17 protein-coding genes are annotated in these 18641 nt (G+C 62.2%); 9 read left to right on the top strand and 8 right to left on the bottom strand.

The window, feature by feature from the left end; genetic code table 11:
• From groEL to AC04SH_RS25735, 3 genes are all read right to left on the bottom strand, one after another.
• Positions 1-1010 (bottom strand): chaperonin GroEL (gene groEL / locus AC04SH_RS25745; protein ID WP_488577174.1); only part of this gene is annotated, 1010 nt, incomplete at its 3' end.
• Between the two features lie 63 nt (positions 1011-1073).
• Positions 1074-1370: a co-chaperone GroES gene (gene groES, locus AC04SH_RS25740; protein ID WP_006203049.1), complete on the bottom strand. Its 297-nt coding sequence runs from the start codon at positions 1368-1370 to the stop codon at positions 1074-1076.
• A gap of 185 nt (positions 1371-1555) precedes the next feature.
• Positions 1556-2353 carry a class I SAM-dependent methyltransferase gene (locus AC04SH_RS25735; protein ID WP_488577173.1) on the bottom strand — a complete coding sequence of 266 codons (798 nt, stop codon included), beginning with the start codon at positions 2351-2353 and terminating at the stop codon, positions 1556-1558.
• Positions 2354-2437: 84 nt separating this feature from the next.
• Here AC04SH_RS25735 and AC04SH_RS25730 point away from each other — a divergent pair, with 84 nt between their 5' ends.
• Positions 2438-3289 carry an ATP-grasp domain-containing protein gene (locus AC04SH_RS25730; RefSeq protein WP_488577172.1) on the top strand — a complete coding sequence of 284 codons (852 nt, stop codon included), beginning with the start codon at positions 2438-2440 and terminating at the stop codon, positions 3287-3289.
• Positions 3290-3303: 14 nt separating this feature from the next.
• On the opposite strand, the gene AC04SH_RS25725 is transcribed toward AC04SH_RS25730, so the two are convergent.
• Entirely contained in the window at positions 3304-3930 is a 627-nt protein-coding gene (locus AC04SH_RS25725; RefSeq protein ID WP_488577171.1) for a TetR/AcrR family transcriptional regulator, read from the bottom strand.
• A 159-nt stretch (positions 3931-4089) separates the two neighbouring features.
• Between AC04SH_RS25725 and AC04SH_RS25720 the strand changes: the two genes are divergently transcribed.
• Positions 4090-5274: an MFS transporter gene (locus AC04SH_RS25720; RefSeq protein WP_488577170.1), complete on the top strand. Its 1185-nt coding sequence runs from the start codon at positions 4090-4092 to the stop codon at positions 5272-5274.
• A 102-nt stretch (positions 5275-5376) separates the two neighbouring features.
• A complete protein-coding gene (locus AC04SH_RS25715; protein ID WP_488577169.1) occupies positions 5377-6318 on the top strand; it encodes a bifunctional helix-turn-helix transcriptional regulator/GNAT family N-acetyltransferase in 942 nt (313 codons plus the stop codon).
• Here the strand turns inward: AC04SH_RS25715 and AC04SH_RS25710 are convergent.
• Entirely contained in the window at positions 6308-7141 is an 834-nt protein-coding gene (locus AC04SH_RS25710; protein WP_488577168.1) for an AraC family transcriptional regulator, read from the bottom strand. The genes AC04SH_RS25715 and AC04SH_RS25710 overlap by 11 nt on opposite strands.
• Positions 7142-7449: 308 nt before the next feature.
• On the opposite strand from AC04SH_RS25710, the gene AC04SH_RS25705 reads away from it, so the two are divergent.
• The 4 genes from AC04SH_RS25705 to AC04SH_RS25690 all read left to right on the top strand — a co-directional run bounded on the left by AC04SH_RS25705 (position 7450) and on the right by AC04SH_RS25690 (position 13946).
• The gene (locus tag AC04SH_RS25705; protein ID WP_488577182.1) at positions 7450-7920 is read left to right on the top strand and encodes a MarR family winged helix-turn-helix transcriptional regulator; all 471 of its coding nucleotides are present in this window, start codon (positions 7450-7452) and stop codon (positions 7918-7920) included.
• Positions 7917-9092 carry an HlyD family secretion protein gene (locus AC04SH_RS25700; RefSeq protein WP_488577167.1) on the top strand — a complete coding sequence of 392 codons (1176 nt, stop codon included), beginning with the start codon at positions 7917-7919 and terminating at the stop codon, positions 9090-9092. Before AC04SH_RS25705 ends, AC04SH_RS25700 begins: the two co-directional genes overlap by 4 nt.
• A gap of 341 nt (positions 9093-9433) precedes the next feature.
• Positions 9434-10969, top strand: coding sequence for a DHA2 family efflux MFS transporter permease subunit (locus AC04SH_RS25695; RefSeq protein ID WP_477236405.1), 1536 nt, complete (start codon positions 9434-9436; stop codon positions 10967-10969).
• A 298-nt stretch (positions 10970-11267) separates the two neighbouring features.
• On the top strand, positions 11268-13946 hold the full coding sequence (locus AC04SH_RS25690) for an EAL domain-containing protein (RefSeq protein ID WP_488577166.1): 2679 nt from the start codon (positions 11268-11270) through the stop codon (positions 13944-13946).
• Between the two features lie 30 nt (positions 13947-13976).
• On the opposite strand, the gene AC04SH_RS25685 is transcribed toward AC04SH_RS25690, so the two are convergent.
• The gene (locus AC04SH_RS25685; RefSeq protein WP_488577165.1) at positions 13977-14513 is read right to left on the bottom strand and encodes a CAP domain-containing protein; all 537 of its coding nucleotides are present in this window, start codon (positions 14511-14513) and stop codon (positions 13977-13979) included.
• A 92-nt stretch (positions 14514-14605) separates the two neighbouring features.
• Between AC04SH_RS25685 and AC04SH_RS25680 the strand changes: the two genes are divergently transcribed.
• Both AC04SH_RS25680 and AC04SH_RS25675 read left to right on the top strand, forming a co-directional pair.
• Positions 14606-14761, top strand: coding sequence for a hypothetical protein (locus AC04SH_RS25680; protein WP_488577164.1), 156 nt, complete (start codon positions 14606-14608; stop codon positions 14759-14761).
• 138 nt (positions 14762-14899) lie between these two features.
• Positions 14900-15724, top strand: coding sequence for a DUF2189 domain-containing protein (locus AC04SH_RS25675; protein ID WP_488577163.1), 825 nt, complete (start codon positions 14900-14902; stop codon positions 15722-15724).
• A 63-nt stretch (positions 15725-15787) separates the two neighbouring features.
• Here AC04SH_RS25675 and AC04SH_RS25670 read toward each other — a convergent pair whose 3' ends face one another.
• Together AC04SH_RS25670 and AC04SH_RS25665 are read right to left on the bottom strand one after the other, a co-directional pair.
• On the bottom strand, positions 15788-16420 hold the full coding sequence (locus AC04SH_RS25670; protein WP_023742986.1) for a LysE family translocator: 633 nt from the start codon (positions 16418-16420) through the stop codon (positions 15788-15790).
• A gap of 145 nt (positions 16421-16565) precedes the next feature.
• Positions 16566-18527, bottom strand: coding sequence for a TadE/TadG family type IV pilus assembly protein (locus AC04SH_RS25665; protein WP_488577162.1), 1962 nt, complete (start codon positions 18525-18527; stop codon positions 16566-16568).
• Positions 18528-18641 lie beyond the last annotated feature (114 nt).

The raw sequence follows: 18641 nt of genomic DNA, 5'->3' as shown, positions 1-18641 counted from the left end.
CCGGCGCCGTCGACGATGGTGGTGTTCTCCTTGGAGATCGACACCTTCTTGGCGCGGCCGAGCATGTTGAGGCCGACGTTCTCGAGCTTGATGCCGAGGTCTTCCGAGATGACCTGGCCACCGGTGAGGATGGCGATGTCTTCCAGCATGGCCTTGCGGCGATCACCGAAGCCCGGCGCCTTGACGGCGGCGATCTTCAGGCCACCGCGCAGCTTGTTGACGACCAGCGTGGCAAGGGCCTCGCCTTCGACGTCTTCCGAGATGATGAGCAGCGGCTTGGAAGTCTGCACGACGGCTTCGAGAACCGGCAGCATGGCCTGGAGGTTGGAGAGCTTCTTCTCGTGCAGGAGGATGTAGACGTCCTCGAGCTCGGCAACCATCTTGTCGGCGTTGGTGACGAAGTAGGGCGAGAGATAGCCGCGGTCGAACTGCATGCCTTCGACGACTTCCAGCTCCGTCTCGGCGGTCTTGGCTTCCTCAACCGTGATGACGCCTTCGTTGCCGACCTTCTGCATCGCTTCGGCGATCATGGCGCCGACCGACTCGTCGCCATTGGCCGAGATCGTGCCGACCTGGGCAACTTCCTCGGAGGTCTTGATCTTCTTGGCAGCCTTGCCGAGAGCCGCGACGACTTCGCTGACGGCCAGATCGATGCCGCGCTTCAGGTCCATCGGGTTCATGCCGGCGGCAACGGCCTTGTGGCCTTCCTGGACAATCGACTGCGCCAGAACGGTCGCGGTCGTGGTGCCGTCGCCGGCGATGTCGTTGGTCTTCGAAGCAACTTCGCGGACCATCTGCGCGCCCATGTTCTCGAACTTGTCTTCAAGCTCGATTTCCTTGGCAACGGTGACGCCGTCCTTGGTGATGCGCGGGGCGCCGAACGACTTGTCGATGACGACGTTGCGGCCCTTGGGGCCGAGCGTGACCTTCACCGCGTCGGCAAGGATGTTGACGCCGCGCAGCATGCGCTCACGGGCGTCGCGGGAGAATTTTACGTCTTTGGCAGCCATGTTTTAGCTCCTGGCAGGGGCTTGCGATCAAGCCCGAAATTCAGTTGACGGTGAGGCCGATAATCAGCCGATGATGCCCATAATGTCGGATTCCTTCATGATCAGAAGGTCTTCGCCATTGAGCTTGACTTCGGTGCCAGACCACTTGCCGAACAGGATGCGGTCGCCAGCCTTGACGTCCAGGGGAACCAGCTTGCCAGCTTCGTCACGAGCGCCGGAGCCGACAGCGATGATCTCGCCTTCCTGCGGCTTTTCCTTTGCCGTATCCGGGATGATGATCCCGCCGGCGGTCTTGGATTCGGATTCGACCCGGCGAACGACCACGCGGTCATGAAGCGGGCGGAACTTCGACTTTGCCATTTTTTCTTCCTCGAATGAGAACGGTGAGAACAGTTCCTCCATCCGGCGATGCCGGACATGCGTTAGCACTCACCAGGGGAGAGTGCTAACGTGGCGCTGAAATAGGCGCGTGGCTTTCGAGAGTCAAGGCGAGCGGTGGGTTCAATTTGCTCTAATTTGAGCCCTGCCGTGGTCTGACGGGAAGCCTAGCGACGCCTCGGCGATCCAAGCACCAGCAGAGGGCATCGTTCCGCCAGCGGATAGGAGCCGCTCGGCACGACGCGCATTTCGCCGAACCACCCACTCGCCTCATCGACCAGCACGGCCAGCGTCGCGAAGCTGTAGCTTACGTCGGAGCCGGCATAGACGTCGATCGTGTTGATCGACGCAATGCTCCATCCCGTCCGCGCGGCAAGGGCCTCGCGGTCGGGGAACAGGCCGTCGAATGTATCGCGGATCATTCGCACCTGGATCGCGAAATCCGGGCCGCCTGTGGTGCACGCCATGGCGATCCGCCATTTGAGCGCATGAAAATTCTCGATCGCACCGGCCAGCACCTGGGCTTCAATGCTGGCCAGATCCTCGGTCGTTTCCGGGGCGGCGAAAACGCGGATCGCAGCACGCCCGCCGGGTCTCAGGACCCTGGCGATTTCGCCATGCAGGCGATTGCGCGCCGCCTTCGAGGCGACGGCGGACAGGCATCCGTCGCCAATGACTGCCTCGGTGCTGGCCCCGGCAACCGGCAGATCCAGCCAGTTTCCAGCCATCGCCCTGCGCGAGGCATTGTCGCCTGCCCATACGCCCGAGATCATGGCCGCTGATTGGTCGATTGCCAGCATCGATCTGCCGAGCACGGCAAGTTCCGGCGTCACCCCCAGGAGCAGGACATCGGCATTTGCCAGGCTGACTTCGCGCTCGAATATACCAACGGTTTCCGGCGTCGGCCGAAGCGGCGCGTCCAGAAGCCTCCAGTGACGGTGATAATTGTCCCAATGATTTGTCATGCTGCCTTTGCAGAGTCCGAGACGTCTGGCTTTTGGTGTTCACAGTCGCCTATTAGAAAATTGCAGGAAATCAAAAGGCTGTCTGTGGCACGAATTGTCGTCGTAACGCATGAGCACGATCGGTTCCAGAGCGGCCGCAACCTCTTGCTGCGCAGGTCGAGCCCCTATATGCTTTTCGATGTTCTCGAAGAACTGAAAAGGCGCGGCCATTCGGTCCGGATCCAGCAAGGCCCGGCCATGACGCACAGTGCCGACATTGCAATTCTACATGTCGATGCAACCGTTACGCCGGCGGATTATCTCGACTATGCGCGGGGTTTTCCATTCTGCCTCAATCTCGCAACGGCCGACATCTCCAAGCGACGGGTCAGCGGCGCGTTGCTAACGCATGACGACGCCTGGCAGGGCCCGGTCATCGTCAAAACCAATCTCAACAATCAGGGCATTCCGGAGACGTTCCTCAACCGGCGATCCAGGCGCGCGGGCAAGCAGCCACCTTTTCCCGATGTGCAGGGGCTGCAGCCCTACGAGGTCTACGATTCTCTTGGCGACGTCCCGGATGGCGTCTTCGGCGACGACGATCTGGTCGTGGAAAAGTTCATTGCCGAACGGGAACCCGATGGCTTCGCAATGCGGTTCTGGGTGTTTTGCGGAGAGAGCGAGCGTTGCACCCGCTACATCTCACCAAATGGCCTCGTCAAGGCATCTGAAACGATCCGACGTGAGCCTGTCCCCGTTCCTGACGAGATCCGCGAGCGGCGACGAGAACTCGGCTTCGACTACGGCAAATTCGATTTCGTCATGCATGAGGGCAGGGCGATCCTGCTCGATGCCAACAAGACGCCGGGCCGTCCCAAAAACCTGGTGAAAATGTTTGCCGCTGGCGCTGCCCATCTGGCCGACGGCTTCGAGGGCCTCATGCGCCGGGCGCGATAGGCGGTACTCCTCGCCTAAAGAAACTGGCGCAATTGCGTATGGATGATCGACCGGTAGTCCTCGATGGTATGGCGGCTTTCCGTTTCGTCCTGGGTCAGCGCCATGCGCACGACGCCGCCGGCAAGCTGGAAGATCAGGAAGACCATGCGCCCGAACTCTTCGCGCCGTTCGGCCGCGAGAAACGGGCCGACATGGTCGCAGAACATCGCCGCCTGGCGCCGGGTTTCGGCGATATCTAGATTTTGCAGCGCCTTGTCGGCTTGGATGGCGTTCTGCAGGTCTTGGATGGCCGGGTCACCGGCGACACGTTGATAGTAATCGTCGAGCAGCCGGTCGGCGGCGGCGATGACGTCGCTCAGACCGCCAATGTCGGCAACGATCACGGCAAGCCGGGCGCGGCTCACTTCGGAGAAACGTTCGTAGAGCATCGCCAGGATCGCCGACTTGTTGGGGAAGTAATGATAGACGGTGGCGATCGGCCCGCCGGCCAGCGCGCCGACTTCCTTCATGGTGACGGCGTCGATGCCCTTTTCGCCGATCAGCCGCATGGTCGTCGACAGGATGGCGTCGATGCGCTCGCGGCTGCGCTCCTGCTTCGGCCTGCGCCTCGGTTCGGTCGCCGTTCTCACTGCTTCGTTCATGCCGCCACCCTCCCGATCGCCAAGACCATTGGATCCCCAGCTTTGCTAAATGCCAAGCCTCACCAATGATTGACAAACGAATATGATCGAGTATCAGTTTCTAAATACTGACAGATTGTCAGTTTTTTTGCCGTCCGGCAAGGACGTTGGGAGGCGCCCGTGACTTCTGTTGGTAACGCCGATGCCGGAACCGGCGACTGGGTGGTCGGCAACCCGACCGGGACGCAGCTTGCCTCGGCGCTGTGGATCGGCTCGGTTGGCCTGCTCATTCTCGGCCTGCAGCCGGTGCTGCTTGGCGCGCTCTACACCGAGGGACATGTCAGCGGCGACGAACTCGCTCTGGTCGCCACGGCGGAGATGATCGCCATCGGCATCGGCTCGGCGGTCATCGCGATGCTGCTCTCCGCGCGCAATATGCGTTGGAAGAGTGCGGTCCTTTTGGTCCTGCTGGCGCTGGCGAACTGGGCAACCGCCTATGCGGTCAGCCCGAATTCGCTGATTGGCGCACGCACTGTCGCCGGTCTCGCCGAAGGTGGCCTGGTGGCGGTCGCCACCGAACTGATCGCCCGCTCGCGCCGGGCCGAGCGTATCGGCGGCTATTTCGTCACCATCCAGACCCTGGCGCAATGCGCGCTGGCGCTCTTGCTGGCGCTTTACCTCATCCCGGCTGCCGGATCGGCCGGCGGTTTCATCGTTCTTGCCGTCGTCTGCATCGCCTCGCTGGCGGTCGCCTTCATGGTCCCGGACAACTATGCCGACCTGCCGAAGGAGGAGAATTTCGGCAATGTGCTGACCGTGCCTTCGCTCACCGCTCTGCTGTGCGTCTTCTGCTACTTCATGTTTTTCGGCTCGGTCTGGGCCTTTCTCGAGCCGCTCGGCGCACAATACGGCATTGACGGGCGCACCGTCGGCCTGATCGTATCGGCCAGCCTGGCATTGCAGGTTTTGGGTGCGATGACGGCAACCGTCTTCGAGGCGCGCATCGACTACCGCACCGCGATCGTGGCGATCGGCGTGGTCGCTGTCGCCTGTTCCGCGGTGCTCGCCGGCAGCCCCAGCCTGGCGATATTCTGGGCCGCTGCGCTGGTCATGGGATTCATTCTTCTGTTCATCGTGCCTTATCAGATCCGGCTGGCGATCACCGCCGACGAGACGCGCACGGCAGTGCTCCTGGTGCCGGCTGCCCAACTTTTCGGTCTGGCCATCGGGCCGATCGCGGCATCGCTGCTGATCGACGGCAAGGATTTTCGGCCGGTGCCGGAATTCGCCGCCGCGAGCGCCGCGGCCAGCGTCGTATTGCTCGGCCTGTTCATACTGGTCGCGCGCCGCCGCGCCATCGCCTGACCGAAACCACTCGTTCCCGAAGACACGATGGCGTGGGCGTTCAGTCACGATACTTGACTAAGTCAAATAAATGATCGATCGTTCTGGGGCAGGAGGCTGCCCATGACGATCCATCATCAACCCGGCAAGGAACGCATCGACGCGGTGCGGGCTTTCAACCGCTTCTACACCCGCCAGATAGGCCTGCTCGACGAAGGCCTGCTGAAAAGCGCCTTCTCGCTGACCGAGGCGCGGGTGCTCTATGAACTGGCGCATCGCGACGGGCTGACCGCCACCGATCTTATTCGCGATCTCGGCCTCGACGCCGGCTATGTCAGCCGGCTCCTGAAGAAGTTCGAGCACTTGCAGCTGGTTTCGCGAACGGCGCTGGCATCGGATGCGCGGCAGTCGTCGATCACGCTGACGCCGGCGGGGCGAGAGGCCTTCGCGCCGCTGAACCGCGGTTCGCACGACCAGGTCGCGGCCTTGCTGGAGCGGCTTCCCGCTGCCGAACAGGACCGGCTGGTCAAGGCCATGCAGACGGTGCAGCAGCTTCTGGGCGAGAGCCCGGAGCCCAAAGTCCCTTACATACTGCGGCCCTTGCAGATCGGCGACATCGGCTGGATCGTGCGTCGCCAGGGACAAATCTACGCGCAGGACCATGGCTGGGACGAAACCTATGAGGCGCTGGTCGCCGAAATCCTCGGCGCCTTCGTAAAATCCTTCGATCCAAAATGGGAGCGCAGCTGGATCGCCGAGCGGCAAGGGGAGGTGGTCGGCTCGGTCTTCGTCGTGCGCAAGTCGGACGACGTGGCAAAGCTGCGCCTGCTTTATGTCGAGCCTTCGGCGCGCGGCCTCGGTATCGGCAAGCGGCTGGTCGAGGAGTGCATCGGCTTTGCCCGCGCCAAGGGCTACAAGACGCTGACGCTATGGACCAACGATATCCTCACCGCCGCTCGCCACATCTACGAGAGTGCCGGCTTCAAATTGGTCGACGAAGAGCGCCATCACGCCTTCGGCAAGGATCTGGTCGGCCAGAACTGGAACCTGGACTTCAAACCTTGACTGGGATCCAGATCTCCAGCCCGCCATTGCCGCTGCGCGGATCGAACTCCGGCCCATAGCGCTCGAATTCGGGGCCGTCCGCTATCTCGTGCCCGGAGGCCGGCAGCCATTTGTTCCAGATCGTGTTGACGGTGCGGCGGATGGTCGAGATGTGCTCGGCATGGGTGAAGATCGCGTATTTCTGCGCCGGCACCCGCACGCGGGAAAGCTCCTTCGGCAGGTCGGAGAAATCCAGAACTTCGACGCCGGCGATGTAGTCGAAATTGCCGGCATCGTCACCGTTGACGCAGACGCCATAGGCGACGTCGCCAGTCTCGCCCGGAATGTTGCCGATATAGGGACCGAAGCGCTGCCACTGCATCGGAATGGCGGCGCTGGATTCGCAGCTGTAGCGCTCGCCGAGGCCGGCGATGAGGAACGGTCGGCCAGCCTCGAAGCGCGGCGGCTTCAGCGTGGGGAGGAAGGACTGGTCCATCAGGATCGGCTCCACGAGGTCGAGGTTTTTGAGGCTGCCTTGCGCGCGCACCAGTTCCGGCGTCGTGCCGAACTGGTCGCGAAAGGCACGGGTGAAGGCTTCATGCGAGGCGTAGCCGGCATCGAGCGCGACCGCGAGAATGTCGGGCGCGCCGGAGGCCAGCTTGCGCGCCGCTTCGGTCAGCCGGCGCGCGCGCATATAGCCCATCACCGAACGGCCGGTGGCGGCGCCGAAGGCGCGCGTCACATGAAAGCGCGACACGCCGCTGCTGCGGGCGACATCGTCAAGCGAGATCGCTTCCGGCAGATGGCTTTCGACAAACCACAGCGCTTTCTCGATCGGGTTCATGGCACCTCGCATTTGGCGGCACCATGTTGCCGTTTTTTGCGGGACCAGTTTGATCGAAATTGCGCCTGTCGTAAAATCGAACGGTGCTCGTCCCCCGTGGCTTCAAGCCCGCTGTGGAAAGCCGCTGCTCAGCAGGCCGCTGCCGAAACGTCTGCGTTGCAGACATCCGTTCTTGGGAAGAGCGCAACTAGGTTTTGGCGAAATAGGCACCTTGCCTCAGGCTCCGAGCGTGGCTGCCATCCCTCTTTTCCGGCTCTGGCACAAAGCGGCTCCTTGAATGGTAAGCACGCTTATAATATATGTCACTCATGGTTTCCGACGGCATAGATAGACTGGGCTTTTTGATCCACGACGTGCAGCGCCTGCTGCGCAAGCGCTTCGAGACGCGCGCCAGCGGGCTTGGCCTGTCCTCGGCGCAGTGGCGGCTTATGGTCCGCGTCGCCAAGGAAGAGGGCACCAGTCAGGCGCGCCTTGCCGAACTGCTCGAAATCGAGCCGATCAGCGTTTCGCGCCTCGTTGACCGGATGGAAGAGGGCGGCTGGATCGAACGCCGGTCCGATGCCGCCGATCGCCGCGTGCGCATGATCTTCCCGACCGCCAAGGCGAGCGCCGCCTATGCCGAGGTCAAGAGCCTGGCTGGCGAGGTCTATGAGGAATCGCTGGTCGGCGTTTCGCCGGAAGATCGCCGCGTGCTGATCCGGGCGCTGGACACCATCGTGAAGAACCTTGCGGACGGCGAGACGTCGTCTCTGAAGAGTACGGGAGGGGCAGCGGCATGAATGCGGCAGCCAAGATGAACGAGAATGTGACCAAGCTCGAAGTGGAAGCGCCGGCACAGCCGGCCGCCGCTCCTGTCGCGGTGGCTCCGCCCGTGCAGCCCGCGCCGGCTCCGAAAAAGCCGCGCCGCCTCGGCCGCTTGCTTCTAATGGTCGTCCTGCCGGCGGCACTGGCCATTGGCGGCGGCTATGTCTGGGTGACCGGCGGCCGCTATCAGGAGACCGAGAACGCCAATTTGCAGCAGGCCAAGGTGTCGATCGCCTCGGATACGGCCGGGCGCATCGTTCAGGTCGACATTTCAGACAACCAGCTGGTCAAGCAAGGTGATGTGCTGTTTGCCATCGATCCCGAGCCCTACCGGATCGCGTTGGCTCAGGCCGATGCGGCGGTTGCGGTCGCACGCGTCGGCATCGAACAGTTGCGCGCTGCCTACAGCCAGGCGATGGCGCAGGAGAAGTCCGACGCCAGCGAAGTCGACTACGCGCAGTCGCAGTATGACCGCGCTGCCGACCTTGCCCAGAAGGGCATCAACGCCAAATCCTCGCTGGATCAGGCCAAGAACGATCTCGACAAGGCAAGGCAGCAACTGGCGGTGGCCGAGCAGGGCATCATCAGCGCCAAGGCCGCTCTCGCCGGCAATCCCGATATCGAGACCGACAAGCACCCGACGGTGATGGCCGCACTCGCCGCGCGCGACAAGGCCGCGTACGATCTGGCGCAGACCACGGTCAAGGCGCCGGCGGACGGCGTCATCAGCCAGGCCTCGTCTTTCAAGGTCGGTCAGTATGTCGGTTCCGGCACGCCTTTGTTTGCGCTGGTCGAGACCGGCGACACCTGGATCGATGCCAATTTCAAGGAAACCCAGCTTACCCACATGAAAACCGGCCAAAAGGCCGAGATCGTGGTCGACACCTATCCGGGCCGCACGTTCGAAGCCACCGTCCAGGCAATCGGCGCCGGCACTGGCGCGGAGTTTTCGCTGTTGCCGGCCCAGAATGCCACCGGCAACTGGGTCAAGGTCACCCAGCGAATTCCCGTGCGGCTGGAACTCACCGATGCCGATGCCAAGATGGCGTTGCGCACCGGCATGAGCGCCTCGGTTACGGTGGACACCGGCGTTGCCCGCGGGTTGCCGTCCATCTTCGGCCACGCCACGGCGGGCGAGGCACAATAGACTGTGAATGGACCGTGATCCTGAAAAGCAGGATCACGGCCGGGCAGAATGCTCGCTCAGGCGAGATGAGATGACAGGATTGGTCCGATGGCAGCTTGCGCGACGGGTGGGGTTGGACCGGGCCGCATCGCGGCCTGACCAACGCCTGGCCATCTCGACGCCGATCCTTCGGTCCTTGGATTTCCGGGCGGCAAGCGCCTGATGTGTCGAGACGTTCGGTCGATGTAACCCCCACATCGATAGATCGCGTCCCACCGCGATGAGGTCTCTTCACCAGAGAGGGCCTCGCCGCCCGGAAACCTAGTGTACACGTTTTTGTTACCTGTCGGAAGTTCCGCATCATGAGCACGCCAGAGCCGTTCAAGGAAGTGCCGCATCGCGGCCTGATCACCGTAGCTTTGATGCTGGCGACGATCATGCAGGCGCTCGACACCACCATCGCCAATGTCGCGTTGCCGACCATGACCGGCGATCTCGGCGCCTCGCCCGACAACATCAACTGGGTGCTGACCTCCTACATCGTTGCCGCCGCCATCATGACGCCGGTGACCGGCTGGCTGGCCGACCGCTTCGGCCGCAAGGAACTGTTCCTGGCGGCGGTGGTCGGCTTCACCGTGTTCTCGATGCTGTGCGGCATCGCCTGGAGCCTGGAGAGCATAGTGTTTTTCCGGCTGATGCAGGGCGTGTTCGGCGCTGCCATCGTGCCGCTGTCGCAGACCTTCCTGCTCGATATCAATCCCAGGGAACGCCACGGCCAGGCGATGGCCATCTGGGGCGCCGGCATCATGTTGGGGCCGATCCTGGGCCCGACGCTCGGCGGCTGGCTGACCGAGAATTTCAACTGGCGCTGGGTGTTCTTCATCAATTTGCCGGTCGGCATCATCGCCTTTCTCGGCATGGCCGCCTATCTGCCGGTCGTTGCCCGGCGGGTGCGCAGCTTCGATTTCTTCGGTTTCGCCATGATCTCGCTCGGCGTCGGTGCGCTGCAGCTGCTGCTCGACCGCGGCGGCGAGGTCGACTGGTTTTCCTCGGTCGAAATCTGGATCGAGCTTGCTCTTTCGATCACCGGATTCTGGGTGTTCATCATTCACACGGTGACGGCGGAACGTCCTTTCATCGACCCCAAGATTTTCCTCGACCAGAATTTCGTCACCGGGTTGGCGTTCATCTTCGTCATGGGCGTGCTGATCCTGGCTTCGATGTCGCTGCTGCCGCCGATGCTGTCGACCATCTTCGGCTATCCGACCATCACCATCGGTATCGTCTTGGGGCCGCGCGGTGTCGGCACTATGATTTCGATGCTTGTCGTCGGGCGGCTCATGAGCAAGATCGACGCCAGGATTCTGGTCGTCATCGGCTTTCTGCTCACGGCCCAGTCGCTCTATACCATGGCCGGCTTTACGCCGCAGATGGACAATTGGCTGATCCTCAGCTCCGGCGTCATCCAGGGGCTGGGCATGGGCATGGTGTTCGTGCCGTTATCGACGGTGGCCTTCGCCACGCTCGACGTGCGCTTCCGCACCGACGCCACGGCGCTGTTCAGCCTGGTGCGCAATCTGGGTTCCTCGATCGGCGTGTCGGTGGTGACGGTTCTCCTGGTGCGCAACACGCAGGTCAATCACACCGAGCTGTCGGCCTTCATCAACCCGTTCAACCCCAACCTGTGGGCGCTTTCGCCGGCGGCAGCTGGTGGCGACCCGACGGCGCTTTCGCAAATGGATCGCATGGTCAACATCCAGTCGATGATGATCTCCTACGTCAACGACTTCAAAATACTGATGATGATGACGCTGATCGCCATCCCGTTTGTGTTTCTGCTGCGCAAGCCGAAGACGGCCCCGGTTGCTGGCGCGGCGCCGGCGGCCCATATGGATTAAGACGCGCGACGATATTTGCCTATATCAGATGACGTCGTCGCGGACGTGCCTGCGAATATGTAAGGTCGGGCGAATGCCGAGATGATCGCAAAATTCTCCAGACAACGGAGAATGTCGATTCTGTAGCGCCGATGGCGATTTGAAAATGGCGTTTAAGTTTCAGGTAACCAGAAATCTTCGCGTCTGATTTCGGTTCGGTTTATATGCTGTTAGTACATACCTAACACTATCAACAGACCGTCGCATGGCACATAAATGATTTTTGCGTTCTTTCAGACCCGGCTGGGAGAAGGTCTGTTTGGTTACGAAATCATCCAGGAAATCCGCCGAAACGACTGAGCCTGCCGGCTTGGCCGCGCTGGCAAAACTGGCCGACGTTTCCTATGGGTCGCTGGAGCACGAGCTGCGGGCGACGATCACGGCACTTGAAGGGCAGGCACTGCGCTTCGAGACGGTGATCGAAAACGTTTCGCAAGGCATCTGCTTTTTTGACCGCGATGAGCGGCTGATCCTGAGCAATCGCCGTTATGCGGAAATCTACCGCCTCGCACCCGAGCAGTTGCGGCCAGGTCTGACGCTGAGCGAGATCGTCGAGCGCCGCGCCGCTGCCGGTACGGCGGCGCTGACTACCGACGCCTATCTGGCGATGGCGAGATCGGTCAATTCAGGCAAGGCTCCAAGGACCTGGACCGCCAAACTCCCCGACGGCCGGACCATCCAGATTTATAACCAGTCAATGCCCGACGGCAGCTGGCTAGCCACGCATGAGGACATTACCGATCTCACCGCCAATCGACAGATCGTCGACGAGCGCATCTCGTTGCAGGCACTGATCGACTGGGTGCCCAATTATCTGTGGGTCAAGGATACACAAAGCCGCTTCATCGTCGTCAACAGCGCACTTGCGACTGACAGTGGCCGCGACAAGACCGCCGACATGATCGGCTTGACCGATTTCGATATCCATCCCCCGGAGGTTGCGCGGAAGTTTCGACAAGTCGAACAATCAGTGCTCGAAAGCGGACAACCCTTGATCGACGCGGAAGAGTTCGTCGTCAACGCGTCGGGCACCGTAAAATGGCTCTCGTCGACCAAGGTGCCGTTGCGCAATGCTCAAAACGAAATTTTCGGTCTGGTCGGCATCGCCCGCGACATTACGGCCCGCAAGCAGGCGGATGTCCTGCGCAGCGGACAGGCAAACATCCTGGAGATGATTGCGACGAGCGCTCCGCTCGAGAACGTGCTCGACAGCCTCATGCGCCTGGTCGAATCGCAACTGAAGGGGATATTCGGTTCCGTCCTGCTGCTCGACAAGGATGGCATCCATTTGCGGCACGGTGCGGCACCGAGCCTGGCCAAAGCCTATATGAGCGCCATCGATGGATCTGCCATCGGCCCCAAGACAGGGTCGTGTGGAACTGCCGCCTACCGGCGCGAACCGGTCATCGTCACCGACATCCTGCAGGATCCGCTCTGGGAGGATTACCGCGAACTCGCGGCGCCCTATGGCTACCGTTCGTGCTGGTCGACCCCGATCCTGTCGCATCAAGGCGTCGTGCTGGGCGTCTTTGCCATGTATTCGATGAGCGTGCGCGAACCGACCGAGGCCGAGACTCGCCTGATCGAATTCACCACCCACATTGCCGGTATCGCGATCGAGCGCAAACGGGCTGAAGACCAGATCCACTTCATGGCCAACCATGACGCGCTGACCGGGCTGCCCAATCGCGCTTTGCTGGAGGATCGGCTTTCCCAGGCGGTCCTCTACGCGCAGCGATACAATCGCTGGGTGGCGGTGGTGTTCATCGATCTCGACAATTTCAAACTGGTGAACGATACGTTGGGCCACAATGCCGGCGACGAACTGCTCAAGACTGTCGCGAGCCGTTTGGTGGGATGCGTGAAGGCGACCGACACCGTCGTGCGGGTAGGCGGCGACGAATTTGTCATCGTCCTGTTCGATCAACCCACCAATGTCGATGTCATTTCGGAAACCCTGCAGACGATCAGGGATGCGATTGCCGAGCCGGTTCCTGTCGCCGAGCACCGCCTGCGATTAACGGCCAGCATCGGTATCGCAAATTACCCGAAGGACGGGACGAGCCCGGACAAGCTGTTGGCCAATGCCGATGCCGCCAAGTCTCGCGCCAAGGAATTCGGCCGCGACAATTTTCAGTTCTACGCCCCCGAGTTCAACTCAAGCGCACACGAAAAATTCCTGCTTCAAGGGGAGTTGCGAAACGCGCTCGCCCGTTCGGAATTCGCGCTGCTCTACCAGCCGCAGGTCGATCTGCGATCGGGTCAGATCCTGGCCGTCGAAGCGTTGGTACGCTGGAACCACCCGGCGCGAGGCGTGGTGTCGCCCATGATGTTCATCCCGACCGCCGAGGAGACCGGGCTAATCGTGCCGATCGGCGACTGGATCCTGCACGAAGCCTGCCGGCAAAACAAAGCCTGGCAGCGCTCCGGTCTGCCGCCCGTCACCGTCTGTGTCAACGTGTCGGCGCGGCAGTTCAGGGAGAAGAACCTGATCGACCGCGTCGTCAACGCATTGAAGGAAAGCGGCCTGGAGGCGAGGTATCTCGAGCTCGAGGTGACCGAAAGCCTGATTATGCAGGATTTCGAGTTGGCGGTCGCAACGATGAACGGGCTGCAAGGGCTCGGCGTGCAGATATCGATCGATGATTTCGGAACCGGCTATTCCAGCCTCAGCGCTCTCAAGACCTTTCCTGTTCAGCGGCTGAAGATCGACAAGTCCTTTATCGACGACCTCGCGACCGACGAGAACGATCAGGCGGTTACCAGTGCCGTCATGTCATTGGGTCAAAAGCTGAACCTGAGGGTGCTTGCCGAAGGCGTCGAGACGGATGACCAGGTTGCCTTCCTGCGTAAGAACAATTGCGACGAAATGCAGGGCAATTATTTCAGCAAACCGCTGTCGGCCGGGGATATCGGCAAGCTCATCGCGAAAGGCTGACGATGGTTTGGCGTCGCTAACCGCAGGCGCTTACCTTCCCAGCACCAGGCTCCAGTAACGGACAGCGCTGTCGCGTCCGTCGCGCACATAGGCAAGGCCGAAGCGGCTGAAATCCGGATCGAGCATGTTGTGGCGGTGGCCAGCCGAATGCATCCAGATGTCGAACAGTTTCTGCTGGTCGAACCGGCCCTCCGCGATGTTCTCGGCAGCGGCGCCCCGCACGCCATTGTCCTTCATCCGCGACGCGAAATCCTTGCCCCAGCCTGTCGTGTGGCTCATGCGTTCGCGGGTGGCCATATAGCCGGCCTGCTGGAGTGCGGCCTGCTCGAGTTGTGCGTCCGGCACCAGCGCCGGCAGCCCGGCCGAGGCGCGGATGCCGGCCAGCGTCGCGGTGGCGGAGGACGAGACACCGGCGCCTTCGCCGGTCGGCACCGAAACGGTGCTGCAAGCGGCGAGCCCGGCCATGGCCGCGAGGCCGATCAGCAGCATGCGCCGGTTTGGTTTTGGGCTGATCTCGCGGGAACGGGATTGCGAGAGCGGATGATTGGCGGTGTCGATTGATGTCATGCCTGCCTGACTTAGCGGCGATCATGGCTTTTGCCGGGCAGGGCGAGCAAAAAACCGCGTGCTTGGCGAAGCCGCCGGTTGCGCTAGGTTGAGTGAAAGCATGCTCCGGATCGTCCGGACCGCTGAAGGTCCCGCGTGAGCTGCGCCAGAAGGGCTGGTTCAAGGGCAGCTACCCCGATTTCCGCATGCTTGGCCGGCTGGCCGACGATCGGCCCCGCGAAGTTTCGCGTCTGCCGGCCGAGCGATGAAAATCGCGTGAAGACGAAGGAAATGCCGTTGGCACGGCGACTTTTCCCTAGATATCGGCTATGATGCCGCCGTTCTTGAAGTGGCAGCTGCGGGCGGCCATCCAGGCAGTGACCGCCCCGACACACGGGAGGAAGGTTATGGCCGGCTTTCATGTCATGGCGGACGCGCACGGTATGCATGTGCAGCCCACGGTGCGCCATATCACCACCGCGGACCTCTGGGATGCGCTCAAGCTCGGTTTCGACGATTTCTGGGCCAAGCCTTCGCATTACGTGTTTCTCTGCCTGATCTATCCCGTCGTCGGCCTGATCCTGACGCGGTGGACCTCCGGCTCCAACGCTATCCAGCTGGTCTATCCGCTGATGTCGGGCTTCGCCCTGGTCGGCCCGTTCGCGGCGATCGGCCTCTACGAGATCAGTCGCCGGCGCGAACTCGGCATGAACACCTCCTGGCGGCATGCGCTTGATGTGCGCCGCTCGCCGGCGCTGCCGTCGATCGCGGTCATCGGCGCCATGCTGATGGTGCTGTTTTTGTTGTGGATGTTCACCGCACAGTCGATCTACACCAGCCTATTCGGCGATCAGCCGCCGGCTTCGATCGCCGGATTTCTGAGCGAGGTGCTGACGACCAGCAAGGGCTGGACGCTGATCCTGTTCGGCAATGCCGCCGGTTTCATCTTTGCCGTGATCGTGCTGGCGACGACGGTGGTTGCATTCCCGCTGCTGCTCGACCGCGACGTCGGCGCCGTATCGGCGATCGAGACCTCGGCGCGCGCGGTGATGGCAAATCCGCTGCAGATGCTGCTGTGGGGGCTGCTCGTCGCAGTGCTGCTGGTGATCGGCTCGATCCCGCTGTTTGCCGGGCTCGCCGTGGTCATGCCGGTGCTTGGCCATGCCACCTGGCACCTCTATCGCAAGGTGGTGGAGCCGGAGCGCGCGCAGCAGACGCGGCGGCCAATGTAGCGGTCACACATAGGGTGCCTTGATATCCAGGTCAGGCCGGCATCACCCGGATGGCAACGCACCCTAGCGCTGGGCGTCGGTTGCCATTTTCAGCGCCAGCGCGGCAAGCACCGTGCCCATCATCCAGCGCTGGATGACCATCCATAGCGGCCGTCCGGCGAGGAAGGTGGCGATTGAACCGGCCGTCACCGCGATGATCGCATTGACGGTCAGGCTGATTGAAATCTGCGTGGCGCCGAGCACCAGAAGCTGCGACAGCACATGGCCCTTGCCCAGCGAGATGAACTGCGGCAGCAGCGACAGATAGAGCACCGCCACCTTGGGGTTGAGGAGATTGGTCATCAGGCCCATGGCGAACAGCTTGCGCGGCCTGTCCTTCGGCAGTTCGCGCACCTGGAACGGCGAGCGCCCGCCGGGCCGCACCGCTTGCCAGGCGAGCCACAGCAGATAGAGCGCGCCGGCAATACGCAGCGCGTCATAGGCGAACGGCACGGCAAGCAGCAGCGCGGTGATGCCCAGCGCAGCCGATACGACATAGAACAAAAAGCCGACCGCCACGCCGCCGAGCGAGATCAGCCCGGCCTTCGGGCCCTGCGACAGTGAGCGCGAGATCAGGTAGATCATGTTCGGCCCGGGCGTCAGCACCATGCCAAGGCAGACCAGCGCGAAGGCGAGGTGGTTGGCGGTTTCGGGCACGGGCAAATCTCCAGGGGGCGGCGGCAACCTGCGCGTTCCGTTTTCACCGCAGTGCCGATCATGGCCGCATATCTGCGCTTGGCCGAAGCGGCGCACAAGAGCATGGCGTGATCAGCCATTGCGCCACGGGCCGACAGGACCGTGCCTAGCTCACCACGCGCAGGTTCGACAGCTCGTTGGCGATTTCCTTGAAATTGTCCGACAGCGTGGCGCCCGTCGCATTCCAGAACAGTTTCGCGGGCTTGCTCGGGTCGGTCGGATCCTTGCGGAAGCGTGAGTCGGACGAACACGTCTTCAGCGCGTCCATCGCGCTCTTGTCGCCGGCGTCGGTCGTCGACATGTCGAGCGCCACCGTCATCACCATGATGTTGGCCGCCTTGGCGTTGTTGCACAACGTCGCCATCTGCTCGTTGAGCGCGGCGGTGTAGTTGCTCGACGAATAGTTGAACTGGCCGATAGCGCTCGACGTGCCGCCGAACAGGCGGGTGACCGCGGTGCCGTTGTAGCCGACGCCGGTATAGCCATAGCCCGCATAGGTCGACTTGTTGCCGGCGGGATCGCTAGGGGGCATCGAATAGGTGTTCTCGCCGTCGGTAAGCACGATGACCACCTTGTCGTTGCCGCGCTCGGTCTCCGGGCGTCCCTCGGTGAAGGGCTCGGTGCTGGAGACGGTGCGCCAGCCCCAGGCCATGCCTTCCGGCACATTGGTGTTGCCGTTGGGTGCCATCAGGTCGATCGCAGCCTTGATCTTGGCCAGCCCGTCGGCGTTGGTGACATCGGTCAGCGGCGTGATCGGCGTCGTGGTGCAGCTGTAATTAGGCCCGGCGCCTTTCGACAGCACCGGCGCATTGATCGGCCGCGGCTGGAAATATTTCGCCATGTTGGACTGTCTGGTCTTGCCGGTGGTGCTCGACGGATCGTCGTTCCACCAGCTGTTGACAGCGCCATAGGTCTTGGGCGCCACCTCGTCGGGATCCTGCGTGATATACCAGTGGTTGCCCGGCTCATCTGGCGCAAACATCGGCACGAACATGGTCGCGGGGTCGCCGACGCCGGTGCCGGTGTTGTTCGGTCCGCCGGAGGCCGGCGCGTCGTTGACATTATAGGGATAGGGACGGACTTCGACACAGCCCTGCCAGCTGGCGAACGGACCGTATGTGTCGTTGTAGTCGTACTCGTCGTGGCTGCGCTTGCAGGTGTGGTTGGAGCGGTATTCGTCGCAGACCACGCGTTTGCTGCCGACGATGCGTTCATGGCTGGTGACCACCTTCATGTCGCGGTAAAGCGAGAAGCGGGTCAGCATCTGGCCTTCCTCTTCGCCCCAGCCGGTACCCTTCTTGTACCAGATGCCGCCGATCTTCTGGGCGTATTTGTCGGCAGCGTTCAGCGTCGACCAGTCGAAGTTCTCATTGTGGACAGGCGACAGCCCATAGGCGTCGATCCATGACGCGTTGTCGTTGCTGGCGCCGACATTGACGGATGCGGCGAACGGCACCAGGCTGAACTGCACCGGCTTGTCGATTTGCTTGATCATCGCTGCCTGCGAGGCAAGCGTGTCGACCAACTGCTTGGCCGCCTGCTTGAGAAGGTCGATGCGCTTTTGTCCGGAGCCGGTGCCGTTGTTTGACATCGAGCCTGAATTGTCGAGCACCATGGCCACTTCCAGCGTGTTCTTCAACCGCACCTGCGAGCACACGGAGTAGTCGATGTCGCCTGACGTCTTGCCGATCAACATCGAAGCTGCCGGCAGGAAATAGGGCTTGTAGACCAGGCTTGCGCAAAGCTTGACGATGCCGCCGCCGGCTGTGCTGCTGGGCAGCGTAACGTCGAGCGTCGTGTTGGCGGGATCGACGTCGTTGAGGTTTGCCTTGAAGAAGTCGAGTGCATAGGCCCGCAATTGGTCGTCGGTGGCGCCTTCCACCAGCTGGCGCGCGGTGGCGAAGTTGGCGGCGTCGAGCGCGTTGACCACCTTCTGCTTCTCGCTGATCATGCCGCTGAAGTCGACCGCCATCGCCACGCCGCCCATCAGCGGCACCATGGCCAGAACGGTCATGAGAGCATAATTGCCGCGCCGGTCGCGCCAGAAGTCACGCCAGAATTTGCGCATGTTATGTAAGCGGCCCCCGCCTGCGGATTCTTCAATGCCGCCACACTTTCACAAAACGCTGAAGGACGGGTTTGGGAAACCGCTCGATTGCGCGCCGAGCGCTTCACCAAGCGC

Source organism: Mesorhizobium sp. CNPSo 4688, from assembly GCF_057784295.1.
This window is presented reverse-complemented; position numbering and strand designations above follow the sequence as displayed.

Excerpts from the sequence above, each read along its gene's own strand:
- groES (WP_006203049.1), bottom strand. The coding sequence starts at position 1,370 with ATGGCAAAGTCGAAGTTCCGCCCGCTTCATGACCGCGTGGTCGTTCGC.
- AC04SH_RS25735 (WP_488577173.1), bottom strand. The coding sequence starts at position 2,353 with ATGACAAATCATTGGGACAATTATCACCGTCACTGGAGGCTTCTGGAC.
- AC04SH_RS25725 (WP_488577171.1), bottom strand. The coding sequence starts at position 3,930 with ATGAACGAAGCAGTGAGAACGGCGACCGAACCGAGGCGCAGGCCGAAG.
- AC04SH_RS25715 (WP_488577169.1), top strand. The coding sequence starts at position 5,377 with ATGACGATCCATCATCAACCCGGCAAGGAACGCATCGACGCGGTGCGG.
- AC04SH_RS25710 (WP_488577168.1), bottom strand. The coding sequence starts at position 7,141 with ATGAACCCGATCGAGAAAGCGCTGTGGTTTGTCGAAAGCCATCTGCCG.
- AC04SH_RS25705 (WP_488577182.1), top strand. The coding sequence starts at position 7,450 with ATGGTTTCCGACGGCATAGATAGACTGGGCTTTTTGATCCACGACGTG.
- AC04SH_RS25700 (WP_488577167.1), top strand. The coding sequence starts at position 7,917 with ATGAATGCGGCAGCCAAGATGAACGAGAATGTGACCAAGCTCGAAGTG.
- AC04SH_RS25695 (WP_477236405.1), top strand. The coding sequence starts at position 9,434 with ATGAGCACGCCAGAGCCGTTCAAGGAAGTGCCGCATCGCGGCCTGATC.
- AC04SH_RS25685 (WP_488577165.1), bottom strand. The coding sequence starts at position 14,513 with ATGACATCAATCGACACCGCCAATCATCCGCTCTCGCAATCCCGTTCC.
- AC04SH_RS25675 (WP_488577163.1), top strand. The coding sequence starts at position 14,900 with ATGGCCGGCTTTCATGTCATGGCGGACGCGCACGGTATGCATGTGCAG.
- AC04SH_RS25665 (WP_488577162.1), bottom strand. The coding sequence starts at position 18,527 with ATGCGCAAATTCTGGCGTGACTTCTGGCGCGACCGGCGCGGCAATTAT.